19 protein-coding genes are annotated in these 16,832 nt (G+C 59.2%); 5 read left to right on the top strand and 14 right to left on the bottom strand.

Features of this window, described 5'->3' with window-relative positions:
• Nucleotides 1-6 precede the first annotated feature (6 nt).
• The 3 genes from plsX to JNB88_RS04485 all read right to left on the bottom strand — a co-directional run bounded on the left by plsX (nucleotide 7) and on the right by JNB88_RS04485 (nucleotide 2,311).
• Entirely contained in the window at nucleotides 7-1,053 is a 1,047-nt protein-coding gene (plsX, locus tag JNB88_RS04495) for a phosphate acyltransferase PlsX (protein WP_037134726.1), read from the bottom strand.
• 103 nt (nucleotides 1,054-1,156) lie between these two features.
• Nucleotides 1,157-1,711 carry a YceD family protein gene (locus JNB88_RS04490; protein WP_220354461.1) on the bottom strand — a complete coding sequence of 185 codons (555 nt, stop codon included), beginning with the start codon at nucleotides 1,709-1,711 and terminating at the stop codon, nucleotides 1,157-1,159.
• Between the two features lie 9 nt (nucleotides 1,712-1,720).
• Entirely contained in the window at nucleotides 1,721-2,311 is a 591-nt protein-coding gene (locus JNB88_RS04485) for a ubiquinol-cytochrome C chaperone family protein (protein ID WP_197066673.1), read from the bottom strand.
• Between the two features lie 179 nt (nucleotides 2,312-2,490).
• Here JNB88_RS04485 and JNB88_RS04480 point away from each other — a divergent pair, with 179 nt between their 5' ends.
• Nucleotides 2,491-3,024, top strand: coding sequence for an outer membrane protein assembly factor BamE (locus JNB88_RS04480; protein WP_220354460.1), 534 nt, complete (start codon nucleotides 2,491-2,493; stop codon nucleotides 3,022-3,024).
• A gap of 70 nt (nucleotides 3,025-3,094) precedes the next feature.
• On the opposite strand, the gene JNB88_RS04475 is transcribed toward JNB88_RS04480, so the two are convergent.
• The 3 genes from JNB88_RS04475 to JNB88_RS04465 all read right to left on the bottom strand — a co-directional run bounded on the left by JNB88_RS04475 (nucleotide 3,095) and on the right by JNB88_RS04465 (nucleotide 6,380).
• Nucleotides 3,095-5,230 (bottom strand): sodium-translocating pyrophosphatase, encoded by a 2,136-nt coding sequence (locus tag JNB88_RS04475; RefSeq protein ID WP_037134717.1) that lies wholly within the window; start codon nucleotides 5,228-5,230, stop codon nucleotides 3,095-3,097.
• 208 nt (nucleotides 5,231-5,438) lie between these two features.
• The gene (gene nusB / locus JNB88_RS04470) at nucleotides 5,439-5,921 is read right to left on the bottom strand and encodes a transcription antitermination factor NusB (protein ID WP_037134715.1); all 483 of its coding nucleotides are present in this window, start codon (nucleotides 5,919-5,921) and stop codon (nucleotides 5,439-5,441) included.
• Between the two features lie 3 nt (nucleotides 5,922-5,924).
• A complete protein-coding gene (locus JNB88_RS04465) occupies nucleotides 5,925-6,380 on the bottom strand; it encodes a 6,7-dimethyl-8-ribityllumazine synthase (RefSeq protein WP_007801069.1) in 456 nt (151 codons plus the stop codon).
• 332 nt (nucleotides 6,381-6,712) lie between these two features.
• Between JNB88_RS04465 and JNB88_RS04460 the strand changes: the two genes are divergently transcribed.
• The 3 genes from JNB88_RS04460 to JNB88_RS04450 all read left to right on the top strand — a co-directional run bounded on the left by JNB88_RS04460 (nucleotide 6,713) and on the right by JNB88_RS04450 (nucleotide 8,225).
• Entirely contained in the window at nucleotides 6,713-7,063 is a 351-nt protein-coding gene (locus tag JNB88_RS04460) for a hypothetical protein (RefSeq protein ID WP_220354459.1), read from the top strand.
• Between the two features lie 99 nt (nucleotides 7,064-7,162).
• Nucleotides 7,163-7,666, top strand: a complete 504-nt coding sequence (locus JNB88_RS04455) for a cupin domain-containing protein (RefSeq protein ID WP_220354458.1) — start codon at nucleotides 7,163-7,165, stop codon at nucleotides 7,664-7,666.
• A gap of 25 nt (nucleotides 7,667-7,691) precedes the next feature.
• A complete protein-coding gene (locus JNB88_RS04450) occupies nucleotides 7,692-8,225 on the top strand; it encodes a GNAT family N-acetyltransferase (RefSeq protein ID WP_220354691.1) in 534 nt (177 codons plus the stop codon).
• Here JNB88_RS04450 and JNB88_RS04445 read toward each other — a convergent pair.
• The 8 genes from JNB88_RS04445 to JNB88_RS04410 all read right to left on the bottom strand — a co-directional run bounded on the left by JNB88_RS04445 (nucleotide 8,188) and on the right by JNB88_RS04410 (nucleotide 15,666).
• Nucleotides 8,188-8,808: a riboflavin synthase gene (locus tag JNB88_RS04445; RefSeq protein WP_220354457.1), complete on the bottom strand. Its 621-nt coding sequence runs from the start codon at nucleotides 8,806-8,808 to the stop codon at nucleotides 8,188-8,190. The two genes, JNB88_RS04450 and JNB88_RS04445, sit on opposite strands and share 38 nt — an antisense overlap.
• A complete protein-coding gene (gene ribD, locus JNB88_RS04440; protein WP_220354456.1) occupies nucleotides 8,808-9,917 on the bottom strand; it encodes a bifunctional diaminohydroxyphosphoribosylaminopyrimidine deaminase/5-amino-6-(5-phosphoribosylamino)uracil reductase RibD in 1,110 nt (369 codons plus the stop codon). Before ribD ends, JNB88_RS04445 begins: the two co-directional genes overlap by 1 nt.
• A gap of 3 nt (nucleotides 9,918-9,920) precedes the next feature.
• A complete protein-coding gene (nrdR, locus tag JNB88_RS04435; RefSeq protein WP_007531462.1) occupies nucleotides 9,921-10,397 on the bottom strand; it encodes a transcriptional regulator NrdR in 477 nt (158 codons plus the stop codon).
• A gap of 9 nt (nucleotides 10,398-10,406) precedes the next feature.
• Nucleotides 10,407-11,705, bottom strand: coding sequence for a serine hydroxymethyltransferase (gene glyA / locus JNB88_RS04430; RefSeq protein WP_037134701.1), 1,299 nt, complete (start codon nucleotides 11,703-11,705; stop codon nucleotides 10,407-10,409).
• 152 nt (nucleotides 11,706-11,857) lie between these two features.
• Complete coding sequence (locus JNB88_RS04425; RefSeq protein WP_220354455.1) at nucleotides 11,858-13,162, bottom strand: L,D-transpeptidase family protein; 1,305 nt, start codon at nucleotides 13,160-13,162, stop codon at nucleotides 11,858-11,860.
• A gap of 388 nt (nucleotides 13,163-13,550) precedes the next feature.
• Entirely contained in the window at nucleotides 13,551-14,396 is an 846-nt protein-coding gene (locus JNB88_RS04420; RefSeq protein ID WP_220354454.1) for a glycosyl transferase, read from the bottom strand.
• Between the two features lie 185 nt (nucleotides 14,397-14,581).
• On the bottom strand, nucleotides 14,582-15,097 hold the full coding sequence (gene ldtR, locus JNB88_RS04415; RefSeq protein WP_037134694.1) for a transcriptional regulator LdtR: 516 nt from the start codon (nucleotides 15,095-15,097) through the stop codon (nucleotides 14,582-14,584).
• Between the two features lie 131 nt (nucleotides 15,098-15,228).
• A complete protein-coding gene (locus tag JNB88_RS04410) occupies nucleotides 15,229-15,666 on the bottom strand; it encodes a DUF6163 family protein (RefSeq protein WP_037134691.1) in 438 nt (145 codons plus the stop codon).
• A gap of 135 nt (nucleotides 15,667-15,801) precedes the next feature.
• Here JNB88_RS04410 and hemB point away from each other — a divergent pair, with 135 nt between their 5' ends.
• Nucleotides 15,802-16,815, top strand: coding sequence for a porphobilinogen synthase (gene hemB, locus JNB88_RS04405; protein WP_220354453.1), 1,014 nt, complete (start codon nucleotides 15,802-15,804; stop codon nucleotides 16,813-16,815).
• Nucleotides 16,816-16,832 lie beyond the last annotated feature (17 nt).

The raw sequence follows: 16,832 nt of genomic DNA, 5'->3' as shown, positions 1-16,832 counted from the left end.
CGTCGCTCATGCGGCTTCCGGCCCGATCGGGGGCAGCCGCTTGGCATGATACTTCTGCAGATCGTTTTCTATTTTCTGATTGAGGCCATTCTTGGCCATGTCGTAGCCAACCTCGATGGCGGCAGAGATGCCTTCGGCGTTAGCGCCGCCATGGCTCTTGATGACAACGCCGTTGAGGCCCAGGAAGACGCCGCCGTTGACGCGGCTCGGATCCATCTTTTCGCGCAGCATGTCGAATGCGCCCTTGGCGAAAAAGTAGCCGATCTTGGCAAGCAGCGTGCGCGACATTGCAGCACGCAGATACTCACCGATCTGCCGCGCCGTACCTTCGGCCGCCTTCAACGCAATATTGCCGGAGAAACCTTCGGTCACCACGACGTCGACGGTCCCCTTCCCCAGGTCGTTGCCTTCGACGAAGCCATAGTACTCGAGCGAGTCGATGTTTGCTTCGCGAAGCAGGCGTCCCGCTTCCTTAACCTCTTCCTGTCCCTTGATCTCTTCGACACCGACATTCAGCAAACCGACCGTCGGACGCTCGATCTCAAACAGCGCGCGAGCCATTGCCCCACCCATAAGGGCAAAATCCATCAACTGCTGCGAATCCGCGCCGATCGTTGCGCCGACATCAAGGACGATGCTCTCGCCCTTCAACGTCGGCCAGATGGCGGCGATCGCCGGTCGCTCGATATTGGCCATCGTGCGCAAACAGAACTTGGCCATCGCCATAAGGGCGCCGGTATTGCCCGCTGACACGGCGACGTCAGCTTCCTTCGTCTTCACTGCCTCGATTGTCCGCCACATGGTGGAGACATAGCGACCGCGGCGAAGCGCCTGGCTCGGCTTCTCGTCCATGCGGACGGCCAGCTCGCAATCGTGGAAGACAGTCTTTTCCTTAAGCTTCGGAAACTTGTCGAGAACCGGCTCGCACTGTTCCTTCAAACCATACATCACGAAGGAAATATCGGGATGTCTTTCCAGTGCCTTAGCGGCGCCGGGGATGACAACCTGGGGGCCATGGTCGCCACCCATGAGGTCGATAGAAATTCTGATCACGCGTCCCTGATCCTTATTTTTCGCCTCCGGCGGGCGAAATTTCGGCCAAAATACCGGTTTTCCCGTCGCTTACAACTGAATTGTGTCAAATCCCCAACGGGGTTCAGTCCTTTTTCCAATCCTTCAACACGGCGAAGGCGGATGGCTTTTTATCGTTTTCTCCGGTGTCTTCTATGTGACTACCGAACTCGACACCAGCCTTGCGGGGATAAGGATCGATCGCAAGCGCAGCGAACTCAGTCACCACCTCACCTGCATCGATCGTATCGCCGGCAAAGCTTTCGGGAAGGTCTGGACCGTCCGGATCGAGCACCATCTCACCGGCGTCATTGGCTGGTCGGCGTGCCAGCTTCGAATTCTCAGGCACGAAAATCTGCTCGAAGGTCTCGTCGATCGCGGATGGGACGGGATCGAGGGTGACGACGCAGGACTGTACGATGTTAGCCTGAACCCTGCCCTTGATGCGGATGCCATCCCGTTTCCAGCGACCGATCTGCAATTCCGCAGTGAAGCTGTCTACCGAAAGAACACTCCAACTCTCGGCGAGCGCCACCAATTCCCGCTTGTCCGCCTCCAGACGCACCTCGACAGGATTGGCCGATATATGACCGACATTCACGAGGTAGGAGAATGGCACGTCATCTCTCTTGTTCTTCATCGTCTTCTCCTAGGCAACCTTCGGAAGCGTCGCCGAGCCCGTTGCGATGACGTCTTCGGACAGCGACAAAAGATGATCCTCGGCCTCGAACATCCAGCCCGCGAGACCGCGCATATCGACCGGCTCTGTCGCCTGGGGATGGATGTTTCGGACGAGCGCAACGGCAAGGCCCTCGGCATCCCTGACATCCATCGCCTTGGAGTAAGCCTCAAGGCGGCCGTAGAACATGCCGGCCAGCTTTTTCATGCGCTTCGGCACGCTGTTGTCACCAATGCCAAGTTCCCGGATTGAATAGTCGATGTCCTGAAAGAAGGCATCGACGATTTCCTGTGCGATTTCCTGGCCGCTCGTCTCAGACGTTCGCGTACGTCGGAAAAAGAGGATCATCACCGCAGAGAGCATTTCGAAGCGCCCCATGACGGTATCCGGAACATTCAAGCGCTCGTAGAGTTCCGGCATTCGCGCGGCTGACGTCAGTGTCTCATATTGCCGATCTACGATTGCCTGGTTGTTGTTTTTCTTGCCAAAGAGCCCGAAGATCATCGTTTTTTCCGGAAAGGCCGCATTCTTGACGCCAAGCGGCGTCCGGCCTTGTTGCATGATTTCGAAAGCTGGTTTACCGAAGCAGGCGCGAATTGCAATGCCGAAGGTGGCCACTTTCGGGACAGCACCCCATCTGTCCGCATGAGCCAACGGGACTTCTCACCCCGGAATGGCCACAATGGTTTTGCATCAGCGATCTGAGGCCGGTGGCTGCCATTCATAATTTTAGGGAGTAGATGTCGTTGACGAAACGGTATTTCAAGTCTGACAAAAAATTCCTCAGCAATGCCGCCATTGCCATCATCATCGCCTCCGCCGGACTTTCGGGCTGCCAGACAGGAACCGTCCTCAATGGCGGATATGTCGCCGATGAGCAGTCCCTGAATCTCGTCCCGGAAGGATCGAGCCGCGAGCAGGTTCTCCTGTCCCTGGGTACGCCTTCCACGACGGCGACGTTCGATGGCGAAGTCTTCTACTACATCTCGCAGCGCCGCGAGCGCTCGATGGCCTTCCAGAAGCTGAAGGTCGTAGACCAGAGCGTTCTTGCGATCTATTTCGACAAGGACGGCATCGTTACGCGTCGCGCGAACTACACCCTCAAGGACGGCAAGGTCTTCGATACGATCACGCGCGTCACCCCGACGGGCGGCAAGGACCTCACCTTCATGCAGCAGCTTCTGTCCGGCGGCAGCGCCGCGAACATGGCCAAGGGCCTCTTCGGCGCGGGCAACACCCCGGCTTCTCCACAGAACCCGGCCAGCTTGCGCTAGCCGGCACATACCCTTCAACGAGAAAACCCGCCGGATCGCTCCGGCGGGTTTTTTAGTGTTCGCGGTCGCCTCAGGCCAGAGAGGCAAGCAGCAGCAACGCAACGATATTGGTGATCTTGATCGCCGGGTTCACAGCTGGGCCGGCCGTGTCCTTGTAGGGATCGCCGACTGTGTCACCGGTCACAGAAGCCTTGTGGGCGTCGGACCCCTTCATGTGACGGACGCCGTCCTTGTCAACGAACCCGTCTTCGAAGGACTTCTTGGCGTTGTCCCAGGCGCCACCGCCCGAGGTCATCGAGATTGCCACGAACAAGCCGTTGATGATGACTCCGAGCAGCGATGCGCCCAGCGCCGCGAAGGCCGACGCCTTCGAGCCGGAAATGATCAGGACCCCGAAATAGACGACGATTGGTGCAAGTACCGGAAGCAGCGAAGGGATAACCATTTCACGGATCGCCGCCTTGGTCAGAAGATCGACAGCGCGGCCATAGTCCGGCTTCTCCGTGCCCTGCATGATGCCGGGCTTCTGCTTGAATTGACGGCGAACCTCTTCGACAATCGCGCCGGCCGCGCGGCCGACGGCGGTCATCGCGATGCCGCCGAAAAGGTAAGGAATGAGGCCGCCGAAGATCAGTCCGGCGACGACATAGGGATTGGAAAGATCGAAGGAGATGTCCCCAATACCCGCGAAATACGGGTACTTGTCGCCGTTGGCGGCAAAGTACTTGAGGTCGTAGGAATAGGCCGCGAACAGAACCAGGGCGCCGAGACCGGCAGAGCCGATCGCATAGCCCTTGGTGACGGCCTTCGTCGTATTGCCGACTGCGTCGAGGGCGTCGGTCGACTTGCGAACTTCCGGCGGCAGGTGGGACATCTCCGCGATGCCACCGGCATTGTCGGTCACCGGACCGAAAGCGTCGAGAGCAACGATCATGCCGGCAATGCCGAGCATGGCGGTAACCGCAATGCCGGTGCCGAAAAGGCCGCCGAGCTGATACGTCGCAAGGATGCCACCGACGATGACAATCGCCGGGAGGGCTGTCGATTCAAGAGAGACGGCAAGGCCCTGGATGACGTTGGTGCCGTGGCCGGTCACAGAGGCCTGGGCAATCGAATTGACTGGGCGCTTGTTGGTGCCGGTGTAGTATTCGGTGATGACAACAATCAGCGCTGTGACGAGCAGGCCGATCAGACCGCAGACGAAGAGATGCGTACCGGTAATGTCCTCGCCACCGACGGTGCCAATCGAACCCCAGCCAACGGTCAGTGACGTCGCTGCGCCAAGGCCGATGATGGACAGCAGACCCGTTACGATCAGGCCCTTGTAGAGCGCGCCCATGATCGAGCCGTTGCTGCCGAGCTTGACGAAGAATGTGCCGACGATCGAGGTGATGATGCAAGCGCCGCAAATCGCAAGCGGGTAGAGCATTGCCGATTCAAGAACGGGTGCACCGGCGAAGAAGATTGCGGCGAGGACCATCGTTGCAACGACGGATACGGCATAGGTTTCGAAAAGGTCGGCCGCCATGCCGGCGCAATCGCCGACATTGTCGCCGACGTTGTCGGCAATCGTAGCAGGGTTGCGCGGATCATCTTCCGGAATACCCGCTTCGACCTTGCCGACGAGGTCACCGCCGACGTCCGCGCCCTTGGTGAAAATACCACCGCCGAGACGGGCGAAGATCGAAATCAGCGACGCACCGAAGCCAAGCGCGACGAGTGAATCGATGACTTCGCGAGAGCCGCCTTCATGTCCGAGGATAGCGGTAAGAACGTAGTAGTAGATAGACACGCCAAGCAGCGCGAGGCCGGCGACCAACATACCGGTGATGGCGCCCGACTTGAACGCGATTTCAAGGCCGGCTGCCAAGCTTTGAGATGCTGCCTGCGCCGTGCGGACGTTGGCGCGCACGGAGACGTGCATGCCAATAAAGCCAGCGGCGCCGGAAAGTACAGCGCCGATAAGGAAACCGATTGCAGCCGTGCCGGAGAGCAGCAGCCAGGCTGCAATGAAAACGACGATGCCGACAATTCCAATGGTCTTATACTGGCGCGTAAGGTAGGCCTGCGCGCCTTCACGAATATAACCTGCAATTTCCTGCATGCGCTTGTTGCCCTGATCGGCGGCAAGCACCGACCGGGTTGCCCAGATGGCATAGACCACCGAGAGCAGACCGCATGCTATTACCCATAAAAGAATGCTCATTTCGCTCTTTCCTCCAAAAGAGCCGGAGCTCACTCCTTCTCCGGCTGCGAACACGCCGACTCGATTTCCTCCCACAGAAATGCTGCAACGCCGGGCGGAGATTGCGTGGAGGAAAACGGCGCGTCAAGTCCGCAAGGGGGCAAAAGCCCTTGCAGCACAATGGGAACCGGGGATTTCTGGAGGTCAGGGCCGCAGCCCCGCAGGAACGCTACTTCTTGGCTTCGCCGCGAACCTGTTTTGCAATGCGATCGAGCACCGCGTTGACGAGCTTCGGCTCATCCTCGCTGAAGAAGGCCTGGGCGATCTCGACGTACTCCGTGACGATAACCGCAACCGGAACGTCCTTGCGATCGAGGATCTCGAAGACGCCGGCGCGCAGGATCGCGCGGACCGTGCTATCGAGCCGCGACAGAGCCCAATCGTCCTGCAGTGCGGAGGCGATCAGCGGGTCAAGACGACGCTGTTCGCGGACGACGCCGGATACGATGGATCGGAACCAGGAGGGGTCGGCCTTCAGATAGGTCTCGCCATCAAGTTCCTGGCCAAGGCGATGCGCCTCATACTCGGCGACAATTTCAAGCACGCCGGTGCCACCGATATCCATCTGATAGAGCGCCTGAACGGCAGCCAGGCGCGCGGCACCTCGCTGGTTCGCGGTCTTGACGGGACGCTCTGTGTTCTCGTTGGTCATTCGCTATGCACCCAGTTTTTTCTTCAACTCGATCATCGTGAGAGCTGCCCTGGCGGCAAATCCGCCCTTGTCCTTGTCCGAACGGCGGGCGCGGGCCCATGCCTGATCGTCATTCTCAACCGTCAGAATGCCATTTCCGATGGCAAGGGATTCGCTCACGGCCAGATCCATCAGCGCGCGCGAGGATTCATTCGACACAATATCGAAATGATAGGTCTCACCGCGGATGACCATGCCAAGGGCTACATACCCGTCATACTGCGTACCGTCATTATCTGCTCCGTCGAGCGCCATGGCAATCGCTGCCGGAATCTCGAGCGCGCCAGGAACCGTGACGACTTCATAGGTCGCGCCGGCCTCTTTCAAGGCGAAGGTCGCGCCTTCCAGCAGGGCGTCGGCCATGTCGTCGTAGAAGCGGGCTTCAACGATCAGAATGTGGGGTGCGGTTTCTCGCGCCATGCTTCACCTTCGGAGCTAGAGGACTTCGCCATTCGGCAGGTCGCGGTCAAAACACGCCGCGACCCGAATGGCAAGCAAATTCCGAGCATGGCTCGGATGCGAAATCTGGAATTAGGGCCGGGACACAGGGGGCAATCCATACTGCACCTTTCCGTAGCGGCTTCCCGGCGCTTCGAAAATGGCAAATCAAGGGCGATCCGCATGAACAATTTGTAACTGAATTCCAGCTACTTATCCGTTGAAAGCGAGTGCGCGCGGCACCAACTCAAACTCCGTAACGCCGCGATCGACTGCCGGCAGTCGATCGTCGGAGCAGAGGAAAGGACACTCCCATGAATCGCGTTGCCGCAATCGCATCCGCAGTCGCTGCTCTAACCTTCGCGGACGCCAGCCGCGCCGACAGCCTGGACATGAACACGCCTTCTGGCATCGAGAGAACGCTCCGCACCTTCAGCGGCAGAAATCTCGATGTGCGGCAGATTTACGATCACGGCGGATCCGGAAATATTGGTGATCCCAAGTCCTTTGCCGCACGCAGTGTGAACGACATCCAGATGATCCGCGCTGCCATTGCGATCAACAAGCCTCTCGTGCATCAACTCAACGCCAGGGGCGTGCTCTTGGGAAACATTGTCAACGCTGATCAGGCGGCGGATGGCGGCATCACCGTCTATTATCGCTAAAAGCAGAGGGCGACAGCGCAAGGCTGCCGCCCGGTACTATGCTTTGCGGTTGTATTTTCTGGCAGGATAGTGCCTCTTCTCCGGAAACAGGAGGAGACCATGTCCAGCGTATCGAAGCCGGTTATCAACGTCGGCGATTTGAAGCTTGAGCAGTGGAAGCAGGGAGACCTGTATGAAGGCGCGGACGTCTCGTTTGGCTCGCTCCTCGGCCTCGCCGGTCTCGGCATAAGCTACAACGAAGTTCCGCCCGGCAAGTCCAGCTGTCCGTTCCATAACCATCACGTGGAGGACGAGCTGTTTTTTGTCATTGAAGGTACCGGCGAATACCGCTTCGGCGCTGACCGCTACCCTATTCGAAAGGGTGACACACTCGGCGCCCCAGCCGGTGGAAAAGAAACGGCGCATCAGATCATCAACACCGGCTCAACGACGCTGATCTATCTCGGCATCTCGACCAACTCGAAGACCGAGATCGTCGAATATCCCGATTCCGGCAAGTTCCTGGCCCGAGCAAAACGCGATGGTGACCGAGGGAACCGCTTCCACTTCATCGGAAAGCAGACCGAGGAGCTGGATTATTGGGATGGGGAGCCGGGCGCATGACTTTCATCAGGGAGTGCATCTCGTGATGGCCAGTATTCCGACCATTGAGACAGAACGGCTGCTGTTGCGTCCACATACCATCGACGACTTTCCCGCCTATCAGACACTGTGGAGCGATGAAGCAGTTGTCCGCCACATCTCCGGCATTCCCTCGACACGCGAGCAGACTTGGGCGCGGCTGATGCGCGCTGCCGGCATGTGGCACCATATGGGCTTCGGTTTCCTCGCGATCGAGGAAAAGTCGACCGGACAAATGATCGGCGAGGCTGGATTTCACGAGGTCAGGCGCGACATGAGCCCTTCGATTGAGGGCACTCTGGAGGTCGGCTGGCTATTGTCACCTGAATCGCAGGGTCGCGGTTATGCGATGGAGGCGCTGCAGGCACTCATCGGCTGGGCGGGCGCAAACTTTCCGGGCAAGCCGATGACGTGCATCATCAGTCCAGAAAACTTGGCATCGCTACGGCTCGCAGGCAAGCTCGGCTTCGCCGAATTTGCCCGTGCCGACTATCATGGAGACGTCATTCTGCTTTCGCGGTCGGGAACTCCGCCAGCCTAGCGGCATAGCGCGCCATCGTATCAACCTCGAAATTCACGAAATCGCCTGCCTTCCGTTCACCCCAGGTCGTGACCTCAAGCGTGTGGCGGATCAGCAGCACGTCGAAGTCCGTGCCGTCGACCGCGTTGACCGTGAGTGAAGTGCCGTCAAGAGCAATGGAGCCCTTGGGGGCCACGAACTTGGCAAGATGCTCCGGCGCACGCAGGCGGAAGCGCGTCGCATCCCCCTCCTCCGTCACCGAGAGAATCTCGGCCTTGCCATCCACATGGCCTGAAACAATGTGGCCGCCGAGTTCATCACCGATCTTCAGCGAGCGCTCGAGATTGATGTGGCTGCCTTCTTTCCAAGTCGCGATGGTGGTCAGGCGCAGCGCCTCCTCCCAGGCCTCGACCTCGAACCAACGGCCGTTGCTGCCTTCATCTGGCAGGCCGGTTACGGTCAGGCAGATGCCGGAGTGGGAGATTGAGGCGCCCATGTCGATGGTCGCCGGATCATAGGCCGTGGCGACACGCAGCTTGATGCCTTCCTTCAGCGGAGAAACGGACTCGATCGTGCCGACGTCGGTGACAATTCCGGTAAACATCAAAGCTCTCTTTCGTATTCGTCCAGGCGATCGCCGCCAAACATGAATGTGCCCCTGTGAAGGAAGCCCGATGGCATATCGGTCTTCCTCACTGGCGATTCAATACCATCCTGCCCGATCACGACAGGACCCTGATAGAGGAGAATGCGATCGACGTATCCGGCATCGAGAAAGAGTTTCGCCGTCCGAGCGCCGCCTTCGACGACAAGTGAGGAAATGCCGCGCGATGCAAGCGCTGGCAGCAATTCGTCCGGGCGGTTCGGGTTGCATTGGAGCACTTCGACGCCCGCCTGATCCAAAGCATCTCTTCGTGCGAGAAAGGCCTTGTCGTTGCTGTCTTCAAAGCCGGGCGGCTCCGTTGCGACAACGATCAGGGGAACCTGCTTCGCTGTGGCAACCAGCTTGCTATCCAACGGCAACGATAGGTTTTCGTCGAGTATGACACGGATCGGCGATCGTGTCTCAAGGCCCGGGGTACGGACCGTGAGCAAGGGATCATCGGCGATCGCGGTACCGATTCCGACTAGAATTGCATCGGTTTCCCCACGCAGCCTCTGGACTTCGGCGCGGGCCGCCGGCCCTGTGATCGCGATCTGCCCCTCGCCTCTCTTTCCGATCATGCCATCGGCAGAAATCGCAAGCTTGAGAGTCACATAGGGCCGATTCTTCGTCTGCCGTGTTAGGTAGGCAGCAAGCGAACGCTTGCCTTCATCCTCTAGAACCCCGGACTCGACCTCAATCCCGGCATCGCGCAGCATGGCAATGCCCCTGCCCGAGACGCGGGGATCCGGATCGGTCACGCTGATGACCACACGGCCAACGCCGTAAGCAATCAGCGCGTCTGCGCAAGGCGGTGTCTTGCCGTAGTGCGAGCAGGGTTCGAGTGTGACGTAGGCGGTCGCGCCACGCGCCAGTTCTCCGGCCTCGGCCAAGGCCTGCGGCTCGGCATGCGGACGCCCGCCGACTGCCGTCGTGCCACGCCCAACGATCTGCCCATCACGCACGATGACGCAGCCGACCGAGGGATTCGTGGATGTCTGACCGAGGTGCAGGAGACCTAGGCGGATGGCCTCTTGCATGAAACGCGCGTCGTCTTCCGAGGCGCTCATCAGCTAGTTATCCAGGGGATCGCGGGCGATCTTGGCGTTGATCTCGGATATGACTTTTTCGAAATCCTCGGCATGCGAGAAATCGCGATAGACCGAGGCGTAACGAACAAAGCCGACATCATCCAAGCTCTTCAACGCTTCCAGCACCTGCAGGCCGATCTGCTCGGAGCTGATCTCGACCTCGCCGGAGCTTTCGAGCCGTCGAACGATACCGGAGACCGCGCGCTCGATGCGGTCGCGATCGACAGGACGCTTGCGTAGCGCGATCTCGAAAGATCGCACCAGCTTGTCGCGGTCAAAGGGCACTTTCCGGCCAGTCTTCTTCGACACCATAAGTTCGCGCAGTTGCACGCGCTCGAAGGTGGTGAAACGACCGCCACAATCGGGACAGATACGCCTCCGGCGGATGGACGTATTGTCCTCCGCCGGGCGTGAATCCTTGACCTGTGTGTCTTCCGATCCGCAGAATGGGCAGCGCATGCGCTATCCTTAGCCGATGTAGTCGTACATTGGGAAGCGGCCGGTGAGGTTGACCACTTTGTCGCGTACGGCTGCTTCGACGCTGGCATTGCCTTCGTCTGAGTTGGCGGCCTTCAGGCCATCGAGAACCTCGACGATGAGGTTGCCGATTTCCTTGAATTCGGCTTCCTTGAAGCCGCGCGTGGTGCCGGCAGGCGCGCCGAGGCGGACGCCTGACGTAACGAAAGGCTTCTCAGGATCGAACGGTATGCCGTTCTTGTTGCAGGTGATATAGGCTCGGCCGAGCGCTGCTTCAGCCCGCTTGCCGGTCGCGTTCTTCTTGCGAAGGTCGACAAGCATCAGGTGGTTGTCAGTGCCGCCGGAGACGACATCGAGGCCGCCTGCGACCAGGGTTTCGGCAAGCGCCTTGGCGTTCTTGACGATCTGGGCTGCGTAGTCCTTGAACTCGGGCTGCAGCGCTTCACCGAAGGCAACGGCCTTGGCGGCGATGATGTGCATGAGCGGGCCGCCCTGCAGACCCGGGAAGACGGCCGAGTTGAACTTCTTCGCCAGATCTTCGTCGTTCGTCAGGATGACACCACCGCGCGGGCCGCGCAGCGACTTGTGGGTCGTGGTCGTCGCAACATGGCAGTGCGGGAACGGCGACGGATGCTGGCCACCAGCAACGAGGCCGGCAATGTGGGCCATGTCGACCATCAGGTAGGCGCCGACTTCATCGGCGATCTCGCGGAAGCGCTTCCAGTCCCAGATACGAGAGTAAGCGGTGCCGCCAGCAATGATGAGCTTCGGCTTGTGGGTGCGTGCCTTCTCGGCGACGTCGTCCATGTCGAGGAGGTTATCGCCTTCGCGCACGCCGTAGGAAACGACGTTGAACCACTTGCCGGACATGTTGACCGGCGAACCGTGGGTCAGGTGACCACCGGAGTTGAGGTCGAGGCCCATGAAGGTGTCGCCCGGCTGCAGCAGCGCGAGGAAGACGGCCTGGTTCATCTGCGAACCGGAGTTCGGCTGAACGTTGGCGAAGTTGACGCCGAACAGCTTCTTGGCGCGTTCGATCGCGAGTTCTTCGGCGATATCGACGAACTGGCAGCCACCGTAGTAGCGCTTGCCCGGATAGCCTTCGGCGTACTTGTTGGTCATGATGGAGCCCTGGGCTTCCAGAACCGCGCGGGAAACGATGTTTTCCGAAGCGATCAGCTCGATCTCATGACGCTGGCGGCCGAGTTCCTTTTGGATCGAACCGAAGATTTCCGGATCGGTATCGGCAAGCGAGCGATTGAAGAAGGTCTGGGTGGAAGCATTTGTCATGGGCGGGCTCCTCAACTGGAATGCGCGAAGGTATTAGCGCCCCGCCCTGTCAAGGGCAATACGAAGAACGACATTTGCTAGGCAATCTACGCGCAACAAAAAACCGCGCCGGGAAGGCGCGGTTTCAAAAAGGCAAAACAAGACGCGAGCGACTATTGAACCGGCTGCTCGGTGCCTGACGTCGTATCGAGCGCGAGTTCGGCATTGCCGTCGAGCTGGTAGATGTCGTCGCGGAACTGCACGACACCGTCAGGCATGCCCCATGCGGAGATGTAGACGAAGTACACAGGCACCTCCACGCCGAGCGTGATCGGCGTGTTCACGCGGCTTGCGATCACCTGCTCCATCTGCTGACGCGGCCAGCCGGGCGTATCGCGCAGCAGCCAGGTCGTAAGGTCGCGCACGTTCTGCACACGGACACAGCCCGATGACTCGAAGCGCATGAGCTTGTTGAACAGGCCCTGCTGCGGCGTGTCGTGCATGTACTCGCCGTTCTTGTTATGGAAGTTGATCTTCGTGGACGCCATGGCGTTGATCTTGCCAGGATCCTGCCGGAACATGAAGTTCGGCGCCTTCTCGGCATTCCAGTCGACCGTTTCCGGCGCGACCTCGTTGCCCCTGCCGTCGATCAGACGAATGGCATTCTTTTCGAGGTAGGTGGGGTCCTTGCGCATCAGTGGCACGATGTCCTTCTCGACGATCGAGCGCGGTGCGGTCCAGTAAGGATTGAGAATGACTTCGTAGATCTTCGAGTTCACGAGATGCGTCGGACGGCTGATGCGGCCGACAACGGCAGCGTGACGCGTGGCAACGCTGCCATCTTCCACCGCCTCGACGTAGGCCGCTGGAATATTGACCATGACGTGACGGCGACCCAGATCCTCTGGGAAAGTCTGCAGACGGATGAGATTGGTGTTCAGCTGCTGCAGGCGCACATCGGCTGGAATGTTCATCGCCTTCAAGGTGAATTCACCGATGACGCCGTCGGCCGGAAGGCCGTGGCGTGCCTGAAAGCGCTTCACCGCTCCATCGACGTAGGAGTCGAACGCAGAGGACATGCCGGCTTCACGCGGGAGGTCGCCGGTGATGGCGAGACGCTGGCGAAGGCTCTCGACGGCTGGATCCGTCACGCCGATCTGCAGGCGCTGCTGGCTGGGATTAACCTGCGGCCAGCCGCCGGCCGAAGCGATCTGCTGATATTGCCAAATCGCCTGCTGGATGCTGGGCACCGACTGCGGTCCGAGAATCGGCGTGTTCGAAACGACAGCCGTTGCCGTGCGGGATGCTGCTTTTGCATCGAACTGATCGTCCCAATCGCCGCGCCGCGGAGCATTGATGAGCGAATCGATTGCCGATTGCGCAAGCGCGGGAGCAGCAAGAGCGCCAGCACCAACCATTGCCGCCGACGTCAGAAACGTCCGACGAGAGAAAGCTTCAGTTCCTGTTTTCTTTGACATTCATCCCAACCACTAAATTGCCGCTGCTTGAGAGATCGGCGACCTTTACGCTATCCCTGCGAGAACGCAGATCTCTATCAACCCGTTGCTATGGCGCATCGCACAATTTTGCTGCCGGCGATCACATGATTGCGAGCAGGCAGCGCGAGGTTGTCGGACCTCATTGGGGAAGCGCCATTTGCCGTGTATTTTCGCTGACATGCTAATATGGCCAATTCGTGTCGCCTTCCACCACGCTCAACCATCAGTGGCGCGCGATGCCGAAGAAACCATACCAATACACAGGGTTTGGCGGGTAATAGCGGCTAAAAAACGGCTTGAATACAGACGATTACGCTTGACTGCCATGCGTTGCAAAGATGTCACGAAATCGAGAAGGAGGAGACGTTCACTCGCGCCAGTGGTCGGCCACCCATGGCGTAGGGCGGATGTAATGACGTAGGTAACGAAACAGCGACTTGTTCCTTCTCCATTCCGAATCGAACATGTGAAGGATGTGATCGAACGGCGCCGCCGCTCTGCCCTTCAACCCGAACCTCCCCTCCACCGCAAACTGCGGATGAAAGTTGCGAGGGAAAAGGATGACCCGCGCATCAGCGGGCAGGCGCGGTGCAAGGAAATAATTCAGCGGGAGGGGCCAGCAACAGTCTTGCTTGAAATGCAACACCCATCGGCGTGGGAAAAATTTCGCGCCCCCAGGTGCATTCCGGGTCACGAACCGCTGCTCGAATTCGTACTTGTCGGCCACGCCTTGCGGATCAGCGCGGAACTTCTCCTGCAGTGGAACCAACTTGCCGACGGGAAACCGAAAAAGCGAGGTCTGCCCGAGGCGCTCGAAAGGCGTCGTCTGGTTGCGCGAGAGGACCACATCATCAGGCCCGCCAACCTCGAAGAAGGAATCGAGGGAGCCTACGATGACGAGATCGAGGTCCAGGAAAAGAACTGGGCCGCTCAAATTTCCAAGTGTCGGCCCCCAAAGCCGCCCCTTGGGCCAGATGCCCTTCGTCCTGACAGGCATGTTCTCGACATCCAGCGGCGGCAGGTCTTCGCAGAGAATTTCGGGATTCAGGTCGGCGCGGTTATCGGTAAAGCAGGTGAAGGTGAAGGGCGGCGTTATGTTGCGCTTCACCATGGCGTACAGGCGATTGATGAAGGGGGCGCCGTATTTGGTTCCCCAACTGATGCAGATAACCTGCTTCACCCCACCGCTTGCAGCCAATACAGCTGACGTCATAACGCACAAACTCCTGCTTCCGCAAAAACCCGGACATCCGTATCGAAGTCATTATCAACTCGGCGACAGAATAAGTAGCCCCCTCGCGAAGCGCAGAAAACAGCGAAAAGGGCGCCACGGAATACCGTTGCGCCCTTTCGTGCCTTGGAGGTCCGATAAGCCAGCAGGGAAGTTGGCTTTAGAGATTACAGGCGGTACAGGATCTGGTCGTTCCAGAAGCGGTCCAGACGTGTCAGCAGCTTGTTCATCTGCGTGAACTCGTCGGTGCCGATGCCGCCGACCTTGTCGATCGAGCCGACGTGGCGCTCATAGAGCTTGGCGACGGTTTCGGCGATGTCCTGGCCGCTTTCCGTCAGGCTGATGCGGACCGAGCGACGATCGATGCGCGAGCGCTGATGGTTGATGAAGCCGAGGTCGACCAGCTTCTTGACGTTGTAGGAAACGTTGGAGCCGAGATAGTAGCCGCGAGAGCGAAGTTCGCCGGCGGTCAGCTCGGAGTTGCCGATGTTGAAGAGAAGAAGGGCCTGGACGGCGTTGACGTCGCTGCGACCCTGACGGTCGAACTCGTCCTTGATGACGTCGAGGAGACGGCGGTGAAGACGTTCAACTAGATGAAGGGATTCCATGTAAAGATCACGGATGCCCTGCTCCTGCTGGTCACGGAAGTTCGATACCGCCTGCGGCTTGATTTTCGTGTTCATGATGACTGCCTCACTGTTTTGTTTGGCGGTGTTGGTTTTCTTCCCGCCTTGAGACAGACCCTATCGAATACAAATAAAATTCTACTTAAACCGCAGGCTTAACAGGGCCTTACCGAAAACCTCGCGTTGTATCAGGGTAAATCAACGCTTACCTGCTGGCGCCTCTTGCGCGCTTCGTACCAGAGCACGGCACGGAATCCGAGGTAGGCCATGACGACCGCGACATGCAGCAGAACGATCAATCGGTTCGGCCCGAAGACCTCCGGCATGAAGCCATACATGATGATTTGCCCGCCTGCTGCGAGGACCCAGATAACGGGGCCCCAGGAGACAGCAAGCCACAGGCCGAGGGACGCAACCGGGAAGAGGACAGCAAGGCAGGTGCTGGCGACTTTCCAGGGGAGGCTGAGCAGATCGAAGCGGCCTGCGCCGACCAGCGAATAACCGACCAGCATCGCCCAATACTGCAGTCCGAACCAGAAGCAGGAAATGGCGACAAGCCGCAGGAACAGAATGAAGAGAACGCTGGTCAGCGTCCGTTTCGGTATCGTCGGAGAATCAGCGTCCATGTCTCAAACAATAGGGTTGCTGTTGCGACTTCGCCAGCGTCTCTTCGATTGCGGCCAATCGTCCGGTTTGGATTTGGGCCATGCCATGATAATGAGCGCTTCGACAAACCGGAATGGCAGAAAACTGGAACGACCATGCAGGACAAGACCCACCTCGTCGACGAAATCACCGGCCATCGGCGCATGCGCCGCAACCGCAAGGCCGACTGGACGCGACGTCTCGTTCAGGAAAATCGCCTGACCGTCGACGATCTCATATGGCCGGTTTTTGTCGTTCCCGGCACCGGCATCGTGGAACCGATCCCGGCGATGCCAGGCGTCAACCGCATGAGCGTGGACCGGCTTGTCGAAGCCACCAAGGAAGCGGTCGACCTCGGCATCCCGGCAATTGCGACCTTCCCGAACATCGAAATGGAACTGCGTGACGAAACCGGTTCGAACAGCCTCGAGGCCAACAACCTCATCAATCAGGCGACGATCGCGATCAAGAAGGCGGTACCAAATATCGGCGTGATCACCGATGTTGCGCTCGATCCCTTCACCAGCCACGGCCACGACGGGATTTTGAGACAGGGCGAGATCGTCAACGACGAGACCGTCGAACAGGTCGCCCGCGCAGCCGTAATGCAGGCAGATGCGGGATCGGACATCATTTCGCCCTCCGAGATGATGGACGGCCGTATCGGCGCCATCCGCCGCGCGCTGGATGCTGCAGGGCATCAGAACGTTGGCATCATGAGCTACGCCACCAAGTTCGCCTCGGCATTCTATGGCCCCTACCGTGAGGCGATATCGACAGGCGGCCTGCTCAAGGGCGATAAGAAAACATACTACATCGACCCTGCGAACGGCACGGAAGCGATCCGCGACGCCGCGCTCGATGTGGAGGAAGGCGCCGACATGCTGATGGTCAAGCCCGGTCTACCCTATCTGGACATCTGCTGGCGCATGAAGGAGGCCTTCGGTCTGCCGACCTTCGCCTACCAGGTTTCGGGCGAATACACGCAGATCAAGGCTGCAGCGATGAATGGCTGGATCGACGGCGAACGGGCCATGCTCGAAACGCTGCTATCGTTCAAGCGTGCGGGCTGCGATGGCGTTCTCACCTATTTCGCAGTCGAAGTAGCGCGGATTCTCGCCAAACGCTGATTGCATTTGATGAAGGC

The sequence above is a fragment of the Rhizobium cauense genome, assembly GCF_019511525.1.
GTDB classification, from domain to species: Bacteria; Pseudomonadota; Alphaproteobacteria; order Rhizobiales; family Rhizobiaceae; genus Rhizobium; species Rhizobium cauense.
Note: the sequence above shows the minus strand (reverse complement) of the source record. Positions and strands in the feature narration are given on the sequence as shown.

Excerpts from the sequence above, each read along its gene's own strand:
- nusB (WP_037134715.1), bottom strand. The coding sequence starts at position 5,921 with ATGACCAACGAGAACACAGAGCGTCCCGTCAAGACCGCGAACCAGCGA.
- JNB88_RS04490 (WP_220354461.1), bottom strand. The coding sequence starts at position 1,711 with ATGAAGAACAAGAGAGATGACGTGCCATTCTCCTACCTCGTGAATGTC.
- JNB88_RS04420 (WP_220354454.1), bottom strand. The coding sequence starts at position 14,396 with ATGACGTCAGCTGTATTGGCTGCAAGCGGTGGGGTGAAGCAGGTTATC.
- JNB88_RS04445 (WP_220354457.1), bottom strand. The coding sequence starts at position 8,808 with ATGTTTACCGGAATTGTCACCGACGTCGGCACGATCGAGTCCGTTTCT.
- hemB (WP_220354453.1), top strand. The coding sequence starts at position 15,802 with ATGCAGGACAAGACCCACCTCGTCGACGAAATCACCGGCCATCGGCGC.
- JNB88_RS04450 (WP_220354691.1), top strand. The coding sequence starts at position 7,692 with ATGGCCAGTATTCCGACCATTGAGACAGAACGGCTGCTGTTGCGTCCA.
- JNB88_RS04460 (WP_220354459.1), top strand. The coding sequence starts at position 6,713 with ATGAATCGCGTTGCCGCAATCGCATCCGCAGTCGCTGCTCTAACCTTC.
- glyA (WP_037134701.1), bottom strand. The coding sequence starts at position 11,705 with ATGACAAATGCTTCCACCCAGACCTTCTTCAATCGCTCGCTTGCCGAT.
- nrdR (WP_007531462.1), bottom strand. The coding sequence starts at position 10,397 with ATGCGCTGCCCATTCTGCGGATCGGAAGACACACAGGTCAAGGATTCA.
- JNB88_RS04465 (WP_007801069.1), bottom strand. The coding sequence starts at position 6,380 with ATGGCGCGAGAAACCGCACCCCACATTCTGATCGTTGAAGCCCGCTTC.
- JNB88_RS04410 (WP_037134691.1), bottom strand. The coding sequence starts at position 15,666 with ATGGACGCTGATTCTCCGACGATACCGAAACGGACGCTGACCAGCGTT.
- JNB88_RS04425 (WP_220354455.1), bottom strand. The coding sequence starts at position 13,162 with ATGTCAAAGAAAACAGGAACTGAAGCTTTCTCTCGTCGGACGTTTCTG.
- JNB88_RS04480 (WP_220354460.1), top strand. The coding sequence starts at position 2,491 with ATGTCGTTGACGAAACGGTATTTCAAGTCTGACAAAAAATTCCTCAGC.
- JNB88_RS04455 (WP_220354458.1), top strand. The coding sequence starts at position 7,163 with ATGTCCAGCGTATCGAAGCCGGTTATCAACGTCGGCGATTTGAAGCTT.
- JNB88_RS04485 (WP_197066673.1), bottom strand. The coding sequence starts at position 2,311 with ATGCAACAAGGCCGGACGCCGCTTGGCGTCAAGAATGCGGCCTTTCCG.
- ldtR (WP_037134694.1), bottom strand. The coding sequence starts at position 15,097 with ATGAACACGAAAATCAAGCCGCAGGCGGTATCGAACTTCCGTGACCAG.
- ribD (WP_220354456.1), bottom strand. The coding sequence starts at position 9,917 with ATGAGCGCCTCGGAAGACGACGCGCGTTTCATGCAAGAGGCCATCCGC.
- JNB88_RS04475 (WP_037134717.1), bottom strand. The coding sequence starts at position 5,230 with ATGAGCATTCTTTTATGGGTAATAGCATGCGGTCTGCTCTCGGTGGTC.